General features: G+C 73.6%; 14 protein-coding genes and 1 pseudogene. 2 read left to right on the top strand and 13 right to left on the bottom strand.

The genetic code is table 11. The features are described from left to right. Positions 1 to 119: 119 nt before the first annotated feature. The 12 genes from AB0C78_RS49765 to AB0C78_RS49710 all read right to left on the bottom strand — a co-directional run bounded on the left by AB0C78_RS49765 (position 120) and on the right by AB0C78_RS49710 (position 10,711). Entirely contained in the window at positions 120 to 1,505 is a 1,386-nt protein-coding gene (locus AB0C78_RS49765) for an MFS transporter (RefSeq protein ID WP_360762552.1), read from the bottom strand. Positions 1,506 to 1,667: 162 nt separating this feature from the next. Continuing rightward, positions 1,668 to 2,270 carry a dienelactone hydrolase family protein gene (locus AB0C78_RS49760; protein WP_360762548.1) on the bottom strand — a complete coding sequence of 201 codons (603 nt, stop codon included), beginning with the start codon at positions 2,268 to 2,270 and terminating at the stop codon, positions 1,668 to 1,670. Next, on the bottom strand, positions 2,270 to 3,943 hold the full coding sequence (locus AB0C78_RS49755) for a thiamine pyrophosphate-binding protein (protein ID WP_360762545.1): 1,674 nt from the start codon (positions 3,941 to 3,943) through the stop codon (positions 2,270 to 2,272). The genes AB0C78_RS49760 and AB0C78_RS49755 overlap by 1 nt, the downstream gene beginning before the upstream one ends. Then, positions 3,936 to 4,718, bottom strand: a complete 783-nt coding sequence (locus AB0C78_RS49750; RefSeq protein WP_360762542.1) for an SDR family oxidoreductase — start codon at positions 4,716 to 4,718, stop codon at positions 3,936 to 3,938. Before AB0C78_RS49750 ends, AB0C78_RS49755 begins: the two co-directional genes overlap by 8 nt. Positions 4,719 to 4,734: 16 nt before the next feature. Then, positions 4,735 to 5,475 carry an SDR family oxidoreductase gene (locus tag AB0C78_RS49745; protein WP_360762539.1) on the bottom strand — a complete coding sequence of 247 codons (741 nt, stop codon included), beginning with the start codon at positions 5,473 to 5,475 and terminating at the stop codon, positions 4,735 to 4,737. After that, positions 5,472 to 6,227, bottom strand: a complete 756-nt coding sequence (locus AB0C78_RS49740; protein WP_360762536.1) for an alpha/beta hydrolase — start codon at positions 6,225 to 6,227, stop codon at positions 5,472 to 5,474. Before AB0C78_RS49740 ends, AB0C78_RS49745 begins: the two co-directional genes overlap by 4 nt. Next, complete coding sequence (locus AB0C78_RS49735; protein WP_360762533.1) at positions 6,224 to 7,003, bottom strand: aspartate dehydrogenase domain-containing protein; 780 nt, start codon at positions 7,001 to 7,003, stop codon at positions 6,224 to 6,226. The genes AB0C78_RS49740 and AB0C78_RS49735 overlap by 4 nt, the downstream gene beginning before the upstream one ends. Beyond that, the gene (locus AB0C78_RS49730) at positions 7,000 to 7,917 is read right to left on the bottom strand and encodes a VOC family protein (protein WP_360762529.1); all 918 of its coding nucleotides are present in this window, start codon (positions 7,915 to 7,917) and stop codon (positions 7,000 to 7,002) included. The genes AB0C78_RS49735 and AB0C78_RS49730 overlap by 4 nt, the downstream gene beginning before the upstream one ends. Beyond that, on the bottom strand, positions 7,914 to 9,026 hold the full coding sequence (locus tag AB0C78_RS49725; RefSeq protein WP_360762526.1) for an aromatic ring-hydroxylating dioxygenase subunit alpha: 1,113 nt from the start codon (positions 9,024 to 9,026) through the stop codon (positions 7,914 to 7,916). Before AB0C78_RS49725 ends, AB0C78_RS49730 begins: the two co-directional genes overlap by 4 nt. Beyond that, on the bottom strand, positions 9,023 to 9,244 hold the full coding sequence (locus AB0C78_RS49720) for a recombinase-like helix-turn-helix domain-containing protein (RefSeq protein WP_360762523.1): 222 nt from the start codon (positions 9,242 to 9,244) through the stop codon (positions 9,023 to 9,025). Before AB0C78_RS49720 ends, AB0C78_RS49725 begins: the two co-directional genes overlap by 4 nt. 8 nt (positions 9,245 to 9,252) lie before the next feature. Beyond that, positions 9,253 to 10,188, bottom strand: coding sequence for a PDR/VanB family oxidoreductase (locus AB0C78_RS49715; protein WP_360762520.1), 936 nt, complete (start codon positions 10,186 to 10,188; stop codon positions 9,253 to 9,255). A 1-nt stretch (position 10,189) separates the two neighbouring features. Next, entirely contained in the window at positions 10,190 to 10,711 is a 522-nt protein-coding gene (locus AB0C78_RS49710) for a cupin domain-containing protein (protein WP_360762517.1), read from the bottom strand. A gap of 165 nt (positions 10,712 to 10,876) precedes the next feature. On the opposite strand from AB0C78_RS49710, the gene AB0C78_RS49705 reads away from it, so the two are divergent. Beyond that, positions 10,877 to 11,416: a MarR family transcriptional regulator gene (locus AB0C78_RS49705; RefSeq protein WP_360762515.1), complete on the top strand. Its 540-nt coding sequence runs from the start codon at positions 10,877 to 10,879 to the stop codon at positions 11,414 to 11,416. 34 nt (positions 11,417 to 11,450) lie between these two features. On the opposite strand, the gene AB0C78_RS49700 is transcribed toward AB0C78_RS49705, so the two are convergent. Further along, positions 11,451 to 12,929: an aldehyde dehydrogenase gene (locus AB0C78_RS49700; RefSeq protein WP_360762511.1), complete on the bottom strand. Its 1,479-nt coding sequence runs from the start codon at positions 12,927 to 12,929 to the stop codon at positions 11,451 to 11,453. Between the two features lie 249 nt (positions 12,930 to 13,178). Between AB0C78_RS49700 and AB0C78_RS49695 the strand changes: the two are divergent. Further along, positions 13,179 to 13,522, top strand: a pseudogene (locus AB0C78_RS49695) (IS630 family transposase); the annotation flags it as partial. Positions 13,523 to 13,892 lie beyond the last annotated feature (370 nt).

Here is a 13,892-nt window from a genome sequence, read left to right as displayed (position 1 = left end):
TTGGGGTAGCGCTTCTATTTTGTGGTCTGTGTCCTGTGGTTGGACTGCGGGGTCGCGGGCGCCCGCGGGGCGGCCGGCCGCCGCGCCCCCCCCCCCCACTCCGGGTCGCCGGGGGTGTGTCAGTTGGCGCGGTGCCGTCCCGGGGAGAGCTGTTCCAGGGTCTTGCCGCGGGTCTCGGTCGCGAGCAGGGCCGTCAGCGCGCCGATCAGAGCGACCGCGCCCAGCACGCCGAACACGGTCGCGTTGCTGCCGCCGTGGTCGATGATGCGGCCGACGACGATCGGCCCGAGGATGACCCCAAGGCGGTTGAACACACCGCCCGTGGAGCAGCCGAGGGCACGGCTGCGGGTCGGGAACAGTTCCGGGGTGTAGAGGTAGAGCGTGACGTTGGTGGCGAAGACGAAGAACGCCGCCAGCGAGGCCCAGAGCATCACCTGGGAGCCGGACGAGGCGCCGAGGACGGCGAGGGTGCCGAGGGCGGCGGCGGAGCCGGCCAGCCCGAAGGCCAGCGCGGGACGTCGCCCGATCCGGTCGATGGTCAGGGCCACGACCAGGCAGCCGAGGAAGCCGACCGCGTTGGTGATGAGGTTGTAGCGCAGCGCGGTGTCCAGGTCCAAGTGGAAGACCTTGACGTACAGGGCCGGCAGCCAGGCGGTGATGCCGTAGTTGACGAAGTAGCCGAAGAACCACAGGGCCGACACGACGACGGTCCGGCGCAGGTAGATCCCGCGGAACAGGTCGGCCAGGGTGCCGCGCGGCTCCGGCCCGCCGGCGGCGTCGCCCGGCGCGGGGGCGGGCAGCGGCCCCTTGGTGCGGGAGATCTCGGTCTCGATCCCGGTCAGCACCGCGTCGGCCTCGGCGAGCCGTCCCTTGGCGGCGAGCCAGCGGGGGGACTCCGGGACGCGGCGCTGCAGGACGACCATGATGAGCGCCGGGACGGCGCCGATGGCGAACATGGCGCGCCAGCCCCAGTGCGGGATCACCCAGGCGGCGACGAGCGTCGCCATGAGCAGGCCGGCCGGGAAGACCAGCTCGTAGAGCAGCACGAACCGGCCGCGGTGCCGGGCCTTGGTGATCTCGCTGACGTAGGTGGCGCCGACCGGCACCTCGCCGCCGATGCCGAGGCCCTGGACGAAGCGCAGCGCGACGAGCCACGCGAAGCCGGGCGCGAAGACGATGGCGAGGCTCGACAGCCCGGTCACCAGCACGCCGAGCATGACCATCCGGACCCGTCCCACCTTGTCGGCGAGCCATCCGGCCGCCAGCGCGCCGAGCAGCATGCCGACGGATCCGGAGGTGATCGCGAAGGTGACCTGGCCGGTGCCGAGCCCCCACTGCTTGATGAGCACGGGCATCGCGCTGGCGATCAGCAGCTGGTCGAAGGCCTCGAAGAAGGTGACGACGCCGATGAAGGTCCGCACCTTGACGTGCCAGCGCGAGGTGGGGAGCCGCTCCAGCCGGGCGGCGATGGACGCCACGGTGGGCGGGTTCGAGACGACGGTCATGGGTGCTCCTATCTTGCCTGGTCGCGGCGGGTGCCGCGGCCGGGCGGGCCGGGCGCGGTGGACGTGACCCACCGCACACCCCCGTGCCCCGAAACACTAAGCGGCAAGAATCTTTTGAGTCAATGATTCTCGTGTAACTAATGCGGAGCTACATGCGTAGATTCATTGAGGGCTCAGATGACTGTGGAGAAAGTTGGCGATGTCCGGCCACGTCTCGTCCGCGCCGCCGGGCAGCAGGAGCCAGGGGGCGCGCCGCTCGGCGATCAACGCCTCGAGCGGCGGGACGCCGGGCCAGGGCGCGCGGTCGCCGGCGCCGGAGATCACCGCGGCGGCCGCCGTGACCTCGTGCCGAGCGGCGGCCCAGGCGGCGATGTGCCCGCCGGCGCCGAGACCCGCGACGGCCGGTCTGGACGGTGCCCGCGCGGTCAGGTAGGCGTGGGCGGCCGCGATGTCCGCGGCCACGTCGTCGGGTGACAGCCCGGCCATCTCGGCGCGCGCGGCCTCCGGCACGGTCTCGGGCCCGGTGTCCGGGAACGCCGGGCCGCCGCGCTGGTAGTACAGGTACGGCGACACCGCGAGCCAGCCGTCCAGCGCCAGGAGCCGGCAGGCGCGCTCGATGGGCTCGGTCATGCCGTGCACGTCGTGCAGGACGATCACGCCGCCCTTCGGCGGTCCGGCGGGCCGGCAGACGAACAGCGGCGCCGCGGTCTGCAGCACCCGGCGCCCCCGGTTGGCCGGCCCGTGGGACAGATGGTGCCCGCCCATCAGGGCCGTCCTGGGATCGCGACCGGCGGGACGAACGGAACCGGCGTGGGGCCGAGCGCCGTCACGTCGACCTCCAGGAGGCAGGGCTCGCGGGCGGCGAGCGCCTTGGCGAAGGCGTCGCCGAAGTCGCCGGCGTCCTGCACGAGGGCGTAGGGCATGGCCATCGCGTGGGCCACGGCCGCGAAGTCGGGGGTGAACAGGTCGACGCCCGAACGGCGGTCCATGTGGGCGTCCTGCATGTTGCGCAGCACGCCGTATCCGCCGTCGTTGAAGACCACGAGCACCAGCCATGGCCGTTCCTGCGCGAGGGTCGCCAGCTCGCCGAGGTGGACCGACAGCCCGCCGTCCCCGGCCATGACGAGGGTGGGGACGTCCGGCCGGGCCAGCGCGGCGCCGATGCCCATGGAGAGGCCCTGCCCGATGCCGCCGCCGAGCGGGAAGATGTTGGTGGCCGGGTCGAGGATCGGCAGCAGCCGGTTGCCCCACTGGCTGGACGGGATGGTCACGTCCCGGGCGATCGGGGAGCCCGGGTCCAGCTGGTCGCGCAGGGCGTCGCAGATCGCGGCGTACGGGCCGATGTCGGCGCGGAGCCGCTCGCGCGCGGCCCGCCGGGCGGCGACGGCCCGCTCGCGCCAGCCGGGCTCGGAGGTCGGCCCGGTTCCGGCCGGGAGCAGGTCGAGCAGGGCGGGCAGCAGATCGGCGGCGTCGCCGCACAGCCCGTCCGTCACCGGGTACGAGCGGCCGATGGCGGCGGGGTCGACGTCGAGCTGGACGTGCTGTTCGGGCAGTTCCAGCTTGTAGTGCCGCGTCTCGTTCGACCGGAAGTGCGTGCCGATGCTGAGCAGCAGGTCGGCCTCGGCCAGCAGCGGCTGCGCGGCGGGCGCGGCGGCGAAGTTCCCGACGACGAGTTCGTGGTCCTCGCTGACGGCGCCGCGGCCCGCGTTGGAGGTGAGGACCGGTGCGCCGAGCCGCTCGGCGAGCTCCCGCAGCGGGCCGCCCGCCGAGCGGGCACCGCCGCCCGCCCAGATCAGGGGCCGCCGGGCCGCGGCGAGGCGGTCGGCGACCGCGGCGGTCCGGGTGGCGTGCGGCCGCGGGACCGCCCGGTCCCGCGGCTCCGGGCCGGGGTCCTGTTGCGGTGCGTACTGGAGGTCGATGGGCCATTCCACGCTGGCGGGCCCGTACGGCAGGGTGCCGGCGTGCCGGATCGCGGTCCGCAGCACGTCGGCGGCGGTGCCGGCCGACCGGATGGTCGCGGCGTGCTTGGACACCGCCGCCAGCATTCCGAGCTGGTCCTTGGTCTCGTGGATCACGCCGCGGCCCTGGCCGAGGTGGGCGCTGTCGATGTTGCCGGTGACGTGCAGGACGCGGCTGCCCGCGGCGAGGGCCTCGATCATCGAGCCGGCGGCGTTGCCCGCCCCGGTGCCGGTGCTGGTCAGCGCGCAGCCGAGCCCGCCGCCGGCGCGGGCGTGCCCGTCGGCCGCGTTGACCGCGGCGGCCTCGTGCCGCACCGCGACGAAGCGCAGGTCCCTGGCCACCGCCTCCACCAGAGGCAGGTTGTGGACGCTGACCACGCCGAAGACGGTGTCGACCCCGTTCTCGCGGAGGATCCGGACGAGCAGGTCGCCGCCGTTGGCGGCCGGTGCTCCGCCGCCGGACGCTGGGACATTAGACATATCGGGAGATCCCTCCGCCGACGTCGATGGACGATCCGGTGACATAGGACGCGCGCGGCGACAGCAGCGCGACGATCGGGTGGGCGACCTCGCCCGGCGTGCCGAACCGGCCCAGGGCGATGCCGCGGTCGGCGGCGATCCCGGCCGACCACTCCTCGTAGGACGCCGCCGTGCCCGCGGCCTCGTACCGGCGCCGCCACTGGCCGGTGTCGATCAGGCCGAGGCAGACGGAGTTGACGCGGATCGGCGCGAGGTCCGCCGACAGCGTCCTGGTCAGGTTGAGCAGCGCGGCGCGGGCCGCCGAGGTCGCGCCGAGCCGGGGCTCCGGCTGGCGGGCCAGGATCGCGTTGACGTTGACGATCGCGGGGGCCGACGACCGGCGCAGGTGCGGCTCGGCCGCCCGGACGGTGTTCAGCACGCTGAAGATCTTCAGCTCGAACTCGGCGCGCCACTGGTCGCGGGACGTGTCGGCCACGGGCGCCATGAGCGAGCGCCCGGCATTGTTGACCAGCCCGTCCAGCCCGCCGAACTCGGCGGCGGCGCCGCCGACGAACGTCTCGACCTCCTCCGGGTCGAGCACGTCGCAGGCGCGGATGTGCAGGCGGGCGCCGGGGGTGCGGGGCAGTCCTTCGAGCGCCCGCGCGAGCCGGCCGGCGTCGCGGGCGCAGGCGGCCACGTGCGCGCCGTCGGCGAGGAGCAGCGCGGCGGTGGCGAGGCCGACGCCGGAGCTCGCGCCGGTGACGGCGTAGGCGCGTCCGGCGAGTCCAAGATCCATGGGTTCCTCGGGATGGTCAGTTGAAGACGAAGCCGCCGTCGACGACGAGCGTCTGGCCGGTGATGTAGGACGCCGCGTCCGACAGCAGGAACAGCACGGCGCCGGTGACGTCGCCGGGCTCCTGGTCCCGGTCCAGCGCCCGGTTCCGCCGGTAGAGCTCGTGCCGCTCGGCGGGGATGCGCTCGGCGGCCTCGCCGAGGGTGAGCCCCGGCGCGACCGCGTTGACGGTGACGCCGTCCTCGCCCGCGTCCCGGGCCATCGCCCGGGTCATCGCGATCACCGCCCCCTTGGACGTGACGTAGTGCGCGAGGCGCGGCGACCCGTACAGAGCGGCGTCCGACGCCAGGTTGACGATGCGTCCGCCGGGGCGGGCGAAGTGCGGCCACAGGGCGCGCGCGACCAGCCAGGGGCCGCGGACGTTGACCGCCATCAGGCCGTCCCACTCCCCCGGGTCGATCTGGTGGAAGGGCTTTCCGCCGACGCCGTCCGCCCGGGCCGCGTTGTTGACGAGGCCGTGCAGCGGGCCCAGCCGCCCGATCGCCTCGGCGAGCGCCGCGACCGAGCCGGGATCGGAGACGTCGGTGTCCACGCGATGGGCCTCGATGCCGCGGTCGCGCAGGTGAGCGGCGGCCGCGGCGGCGAGGCCGGCGTCGCGCTCGGCGATCACGACGCGGGCGCCGGCGTCGCCGAGGGCCTGCGCGATCGCCAGCCCGAGGCCGCGTCCCGCGCCGGTGACGGCGACCAGCCTCCCGTTCACGGCACGTCCTTCCAGAAGTCGCGGACGAGGGCGTTGAACTCCTCGGGCCGCTCCTGGTTGGCCAGGTGCCCGGCGCCCTCGATGATCTCCAGGCGGGCGTCCGGGACGGCCGCCGCGATGGCCCTGCTCTCCTCGACGCCCGTCACCTCGTCGCGTTCGCCCACGACGACGAGGACGGGCAGGGAGAGGTCGCCGAGCAGCGAGGTGTGATCGGTCTCGGCCATCGCGGCTGCGGCGTAGGCGTAGCCGGGTGTCCTGATCGACCGCGCCATCGCGGTCACGACCCGCTGCACCAGTTCGGGGGGCGCCTGCGCGGAGACGAGCCGGGGCCCGCGCCGCGCCGCGAACCCGGCCGGTCCGAGCCGTTCCAGCTCGGCCGGCCGCGCCCGCATCGCGGCCTGCTTCCCGGCCGTCCGGCCGGATCCGCGCGTGGAGTCGGCGAGGACGAGCGAGCGCACCAGTCCGGGGTGGTCGGCCGCCAGCCTCGTCGCGATCACCCCGCCCCAGGAGACGCCCACCACGTGGGCCGGGCCGCAGGCGCGGACGGCGTCCGCGGCCGCCCTGGCGTAGCCGGCCGTTCCGGGCGGCCCGTCGGGGTCGGCGGAGCGGGCGTATCCGGGCGCGTCCCAGGCGAGGACCGTGTGGTCGGCCGCGAAGGGGCCGAGCTGGTCGGCGAAGGAGTCCGCGGACCCGCCGATGCCGTGCAGCAGCAGGACCGGGTCGCCGCCGCCGCGCCGCTCGATGTGGATCATCGGAAGCCGCCCGTCCGCGCGGCGAGGTCGCCGACCGCCTTCAGGACCGCGTACGGCACCACCTGGCTCGTGGTGGGGTTGTCCGGCGAGGGACGGTTGCGGATCTCGAACCGGTACTCCCCCGCGGCGCCGGCGGCGGTGATGACGTGCGAGGTCAGCTCGGCCGCCGGGTCGGCCACCACCACGGCCTCGACCGCGTCCCAGTCGCCCACCGCCAGCGCGACGGCCGCGGCGACGTTGGCCGAGCGCGGGAACGCGGCCGCGATCTCGCGCGCGGGGCCGCGCCGGACCTCGACCGCCTCGGTGGCCGAGCGCAGCCGCGCGGCCTCGGCGTCGTCCATCCACGGCTGGACGAGACCCGGCGGCTTCTTGGTCGTGACGATCCGGACGCGGTCGAGCGGGGCCATCCGCGCGGCGGAGCGGAGCAGGTCCAGCCCGCCGACAGCGCCGGTCGCCAGGTGTACCGCCCCCGGGCCCGCCTCGCGGAGCCGGTCCAGCAGGGCCTGGTCGGTGAGGGCGCCGACCGACACCACCAGCAGGTCGGTGCCGGACGCGACGACGCGGGGCCCGATGCCGGCCAGCACCGCCTGGCCCGCCGCCTCCACCACCAGGTCCGCCCGGTCGACGGCCTCGTCGAGGCCGAGCAGGGGCAGTCCGTCCGCGCCCTTGGGGTCGACCACGCCGGCGAGCCGGGCGTGCGGCACCTCGCCCGCGTGCAGGGCCCGGGCCACGATTCCGCCGATGGCACCGCAGCCGACCACGGCGACATCGATCACCGTTCCCACCATCCGCCGGCGTCGGGGATCCCGGCCATGTGCGCCCGCACGTCCTTCGACGGTGGTCCGGCGGTGCCCCACAGATCCGACAGCTCCGGGACGCGCCGCCACACGCGGCACAGCCACGCGTCCTCCTGCACCTGCGCGACCTCGGAGGTGTACTCGCAGACGAGCCCGGCCGGGTCGGCGAAGTAGGAGAACGTGTTGTTGCCGGGCCCGTGGCGCCCGGGTCCCCACAACGGCGTGACGCCCTGGTGCCGCAGCCGCCCGATGCCGCGCATGAAGTGGTCGACGGACGCCATCTCGTACGCCATGTGGTTCACCGACGTCCACTCGGCCTGGTTGAACGCGATGACGTGGTGGTCGGCGTTGCAGCGCAGGAACGCCATCTGGTGTTCCGACCAGTCGGAGATCCGCATGCCGAGCACCGCGGTGTAGAACGCGCACGCGGCGTCGATGTCCACGGTGTTCAGCACGACGTGCGCCAGCTTGCGCGGTACGGCGCCGCGGCCGCCGGCGTCTCCGGGCGGCACCGCCTCGACGTCGGCGGACAGCTCGATGAGCCGGTTCTCCGGGTCGGCGAACCGCAGCCCGTAGCCACCGCCCGCCTGGTCGAGCCGGCCCGGCTCGGCGACCAGCGCGATGCCGAGGCCGGTGAGGCGGCGCGCCGCCTCGTCCACCTCGCGCGGCGTGCCCACCGAGAACGCGATCTTGCCGAGCCCGTTGCGGTCCGCCTCGCGGACCTCCAGGACGTGGTGCTCGGGCCCGCTGCCGCGCAGCCAGGTGACGCCGGTGTCGTCCTCGACGGCGTCGAGGCCCCAGACCTCGTCGTAGAACTCGGCCGCCCGCTTGGCGTCCGGGGTGCGCAGCGCGACGGAGCGGAGCGTGCGCAGCGCGGCGACCGGCTCGGTCACGAGGACCCCTCCCGTCCCGCGGACACCGGGGCCGGACGGCGGCCGGCCGCGGCCGAGGCGTCGCGCGGGGAGGTGCGCTCCTCGCGCTCCTTCAGCTGCCGGGCGGCCTCCGTGCGGATCAGCCGCCGCAGCCGGACGAGCGCGAGGTCGTGCTGGTAGAGGTTCTCCCGGTCCCAGGCGTCCGAGGGCATGGCCTCCTCCATGACGCGGTCCTGTTCGAGCACCTCCCAGTGCCGTGCCTCCAGCCGCGCCTTGTAGAGGAACCGCCACGCGTCGCGCTCCCAGCCGGTGACGTTGCGGCAGCGCCAGAAGAACGCGGCGTGCTGGTGCTCGTTGATCGGCGTCGCCGTGCAGACGATGCGGAACGGCCCGCCGGGGCCCGCGGTCGCCGGGTAGGGGATCTCCAGGCGCACCCACGGCATCGCCGTGTCGATCCACTCCGACCAGTCGAAGTTCACGCCGGCCTGGTCGGTCTTCTCGAACACGAACCCGGTCCCGGTGTCGCGGACCTGGAACACCGCCTCCCGCTTGCCGCCGGCCATGGTGTGCGACTTGCGGTGCAGGAACGCGCCGTGCATCGGGTCCATGAGGTTGTCGAGCGAGTAGATCCAGGGGGCGTCCCACTCGACGTAGGCGAGGAAGTTGTCCCAGCCGCCGTCGACCAGCTCGTCGGGGAACACCAGCGGCGCGGGCGTGGCGTCCTCGGGGTCGCCGAACCAGGCGAAGACCGCGCCGGCGTGCTCGGCGGCCGGGAAGGTGCGCAGCTTGCGCTTGCCCTCCAGCGCGCAGCCGGGGCTGCCGGGCACCGAGACGATGGTGCCGGCCGCGTCCATCTGCAGGCCGTGGTAGCCGCACGCGATCCGGTCGCCCATGTGGACGCCCTGCGAGAGCCGGGCGCCGCGGTGCGGGCACCGGTCCTCCTGCACGTGGACCGTTCCCGCGGCGTCCCGCCACAGCAGCAGCTCCTCGCCCGCCCGGTCGATGCGGGCCAGCTCGCCGCGGCGGACGTCCGAGGACCGGCACAGCGCGTACCAGCGGTTGCGCAGGCCCAGCCTGATCAGGCCGTCGACGGTGTCCAGGGCCGGGTTCCCGGAGGGATGCGCGGTCATTCCTTCACTCCCAGTCGTGCGATCTCGGCCGTGAACGACGCGGCCGTCCAGTCGGCGCCGTCGGGCGGGCGCACGCCGGTCTCGTTGAGCGCCGCCACCACCCCGGCGAGGTCGTGGACGCCGCCGCCGAAGATGCCTTCCAGCTCGTCGGCGAGCGCGTTCTCGTAGCTGGTCAGCGGGTGCTTGCGGGCCTGTGCCGGCTCGAGCCGCAGGGCCATGCCTCCTCCTACAGGTCGAGGACTAGTTCGGGGGTTCGGGAGCGGGAGACGCACAGCAGCATCGAGGCGTTGGACGCCCGCTCGTCGTCGGTGAGCAGGAAGTCCCGGTGGTCGGGGATCCCGCCCAGCACGCGGGTCTCGCAGGTGCCGCAGATCCCCTCCTCGCAGGAGGAGGGCACGTCGATACCGCCGTCGCGCAGGGTCTGCAGGATGGACGCGTCCGGGCGGACCGTCAGGCGCCGCGCCCCGCAGACCACGTCGAACGGCTCGTCGGGCGGTGCGCCCGCGGGCCGGTCGGCGGGCTCGGGGGCGCGGAAGCGTTCGGCGCGCAGCCGCGACGGGTCGTCCAGCGCGGCCTCGACCGCGGCGAGCAGGGGCTCGGGTCCGCAGCAGTAGACGAGGGCGCCCGCCGGCAGGTCCCGCAGGAATCCCGCGAGGTCTGGTAGCCCGCCGGACGCGTCGTCGGCGTGCAGCACCGCCGGGCCGAGCGCGCCGACGGAGTCCACGAAGGCCATGCTCGTGCGGGACCGGCCGCAGTACAGCAGCCGCCAGTCGGCTCCGCGGGCGCTCAGCTCCTCCGCCATCGCCTTGATCGGGGTGATCCCGATGCCGCCGGCGACGAGGGCGTAGGCGGGGGCGTCCTCCAGCGCGAAGTTGTTCTTGGGCCCGTCCACCTCGAGGTGCTCGCCGACCCGTAGCCGTTCGTGGACCCAGGCGCTGCCGCCCCGGGACGTCCGGTCGTGCTGGACGGCCACCGTGTACCGGCGGCGGTCGGCCGGGTCCCCGCACAGCGAGTACTCGCGGGCCATGCCGTTCGGCAGGTGGAGCGTGAGGTGCGCCCCGGGCTCCCAGGCCGGCAGCTCCGCGCCGGCCGGATCGGCGAGCACCAGCTCGACCACGCCCTCGGCGAGCCAGGTGGAGCGGATCAGCCGCAGCCGTGCCATGTCAGTCCCGGGTGATTCCGTGCATCGCCGAGGTGGCCGGGTAGGTGGGCAGCTGCGGCTTGCGCGCACCGATGATCACGCAGAACAGCGCGGCGGTGTCGCCGGCGTTGCGCAGGCTGCGCGGCACCCCGGCGGGCACCCGGATGAGGTCGCGGTACCCGAGGGTCCGGGTGGCGGTCCGGGTGCCGTCCTCGACGTCGTGGACGGTCACCTCCAGGGCGCCCTCCAGGACGAAGAAGACCTCCTCCACGTCGTGGTGGGTGTGCTCGGGGCCGACCGCGCCGGCGGGCAGCCGCATGTTGGAGAAGGTGAAGTGCTCGGCGGGCAGGATCCGCTGGTCGGTCTCGTGGTTCCCGGTCGCGCCGGAGCCGATGTAGCGGATCTGCGCGCGGCGGAACTCGTCGCCGGCCTTGGCCTGGAAGGCCAGGGTGTCCCAGTCCTCGTGCCGGCTCTCCCGCCCGGCGATGCAGGAGTCGATCAGCTCTTCCAGATCCACTCCGGTCGCGATGTTCGCCTCGGTCATGTGGCTTCCTCCTTGTGAACTGGCGAATTTCTCTTAGGTCTAAGGTTTCGCATCATCTTAGGGCTAAGAGAGTCGACTGACAAGGGGTCCGGTGGCCCGGCGGAGCCGGGGCAGCCCGGCGGGCGAACTAGGATCTTCCTTAGCGCTCAGAGAAAGAAGGCGACGATGTCACCCAGGGCCGTGGGCCGCCCGGACGCGGTGGACATGATCATCGATCAGTGGCACCGGGAACGTCCCGACGTGGACGTTTCGGCCCTGTCGGTGTTCGGCCGCCTGCACCGCGGCTACCAGCGTTACACCATGCTCCTGAACGAGGTCTTCGAGCGGCACGGCATCACCATGGCGGCCTTCGACGTGCTCGCCACGCTGCGCCGCTCGGGCCCGCCCTACCGCCGCAGCGCCGGGGAACTGGCAGGGATCTCCCTGGTCAGCACCGGTGGCGTCACCCTGCGGCTGGACCGCCTGGAGAAGGCCGGGCTGATCACCCGAGAGCGCGACCCCGAGGACCGGCGCGTGGTCTACGCCCGGCTGACCCCGCTCGGCATGGACGTCACCGACCAGGTGGTCGAAGAGCACTTCGCCAACGAGCGCCGGATGCTGTCCGGCCTGACCGAGACCGAGCGCAAGCAGCTCGCGAGGCTGCTCGGGAGGCTCGAGCGGTCGCTGGAGGCCGCCGAGACCGCGCCCGCGACGGACGCGGTCTGACCGTCCGCCGGCACGGTCTCCGACGTGCGGGCCGTCACCCCGCCCACGGCAGCGGCCCCTCGTCCAGGCCCCAGTAGACGCTCTTCTGCCGCATGTAGGCCAGGATGCCGTCGCGTCCCTTCTCCCGGCCGATCCCGCTCTGCTTCATGCCGCCGAACGGCGTCGAGATGCTGAACTGCTTGTAGGTGTTGATCCACACCGTGCCGGCCTCGATCCGGCGCGCCACGCGCCATGCCGTCCGGTAGTCGCGGGTCCACAGGCCGCACGCCAGGCCGTAGACGGTGTCGTTGGCCTGCTCGACGAGGTCGTCCTCGTCACAGAAGGGCAGCGCGACGAGGACCGGGCCGAAGATCTCCTCCTGGCAGGTCGCCGCGCCGTTCGGCAGCCCGTCCAGGATCGTCGGCAGGTAGTACGCGCCGTCGTCGTACGCCGAGCCTCGCGGCGGGCCGCCACCGCAGAGAACGCGTGCGCCTTCGTCCCGTGCGCGGTCGACCATCGCGGCGACGCGGTCGCGATGGGCGTGCGCGACCAGCGGGGCCACCTGCGTGTCCGGATCCGTCCCCGGGCCGACCCGCAGCCTCTCGGTGCGCCGCACCAGTTCGTCCAGCACCCGGTCGTAGACGTCCGCGTGGACGAACACCCGCGACCCCGCGATGCAGCTCTGCCCGGACGAGGAGAAGATCCCGAACAGCAGTCCCGCCACGGCCTGGTCGAGGTCGGCGTCCGGGAACACGATCGTCGGCGACTTGCCGCCCAACTCCAGCGACACCGGCATCACCTTCCCGGCGGCGACGGCGCCGATCCGGCGGCCCGTGTCCGTCCCGCCGGTGAACGACACCTTGCCGACGCCCGGATGCCGGACGATCGCCTCCCCCGTCACCGCGCCAGGGCCGGGCAGCACCGAGACGAGCCCCGCGGGCAGCCCGGACTCCAGGATCAGCCGCCCCAGCGCGAGCGACACCAGCGGCGTCCATTCGGCCGGCTTCAGCACGACCCCGTTGCCGCCCGCGAGCGCCGGGGCGATCTTCTGAGCGTCGCTGGCGATCGGCGAGTTCCACGGCGTGATCGCGCCCACCACACCGATCGGCTCATGCACGCTCATCGTCAGGTAGGGGCCGCGCGGCGGGGTGAGCGCGTCCTCCATCGTCTCCAGCGCGGCGGCGAAGTAGCGGAACGTGCCCTGCGCGCTCGCCACGAGCGCCCGTGTCTCGTTGATCGACTTGCCCGTGTCGGCCGTCTGCAGCGCCGCCAGCTCCCCGGCCCGAGCCGCGATGCCGTCGGCGATGGCCGTGAGGTACCGCGCCCGCTCGTGCGGCGGCATGGACCGCCACGCCGGATCGGCCGCCGCCTCGGCGGCGCCGCTCACGGCGTCGTCGACATCGCCGGCGCCGGCACCGTGAAGCCGGGCGAGCACCTCACCCGTGGCGGGGTTCCGCGTCTCCATCACCGCGCCCGCGCCGACGCGCCACCGGCCCGCCACCAGGATCTCGTCATCGAAGGATCCGCCTGCCACAGTCGCCTCCCGCAAGCCTCGCCGAGCACTCCGCACACGACCCAAAAATCTTAGCACTAAGATTTAGCGGCGGACTTGATCAACGACTTGCCCGGCTCACCGGCCTCCAAGTCCTTGATGCTCAAGATTCAGGCACGCCAAAGAGGCACGCACCAGCCGATTCGACGGAGCGCTCGCCCCGTCCGGCAGGACGGGCACGTCCACCCGGCGCAGCCGTGGGTCGCGACGCTGGTCTGCACTATCTTCGACCGCCGCAAGAGCGGCGCCAACACGCTGGCGTCACTGAAGTCCATCCGCGCCGCCCGCCCCGACGGCGCCTCGATCTACGCATCCTGGACGGCCTGTCGGCGAACGGAACCCGCAGATCAGAGCGTGGGCGGCCCGCAACGACCTCGAGCTGTGCCCACTCCCGCTCACGCCTCGTAGGCCAGTTCGATCGAGGCGCAGTTCGGGCGGCTGCACAGTGCTCGCTTGGGAACTCCAGGCCTGCCTGCGCTGGCGCAACGACAACGCCTCGCCGCACCGATGTGCTGGCCGCCCAACGTCGCGAACGCGCACGCGTCCGCAGCGAACGCTGGGGACGTCCCGCCCCAGGGCCGCATAACCAGACCCACGAAACGTTCGTAGTCACCGAACTAGGTGCCGGCTTCGGTACCGGCGTTCCGCTCGCATCGCCTTGCGAATCGCGCCGGCCTCGGACTCTCCCTGGGCGCGGGCCTTGACGGCGGACGACGCCGTCCTGATCGCGGTCCTTCCGCTTGACGAACTGGCCGTCGACGTTCCCCTCGATGGTGTGGATCCGCCTGCCGTCGACCCTGGTGAGGATCCAGACGAGGAACAAGTCGCACCAGGCGGCGTTCGAGTGCCGTCTTACTGGGCGTTTCATCCTGCGAGTTCCGTTTGATTTCGGGTCAGGTGCCCCGCCATGTGGGAGTGGATTCGCCGGTGAGGCGGCGGCTCATG

Origin of the sequence: Actinomadura sp. NPDC048394 (assembly GCF_040651755.1) — a bacterium.
In the GTDB taxonomy this organism is placed as follows: Bacteria; Actinomycetota; Actinomycetes; order Streptosporangiales; family Streptosporangiaceae; genus Spirillospora; species Spirillospora montaniterrae.
The sequence above is the reverse complement of the archived record's forward strand: the minus strand, read 5'-3'. Positions and strand labels throughout refer to the sequence as shown.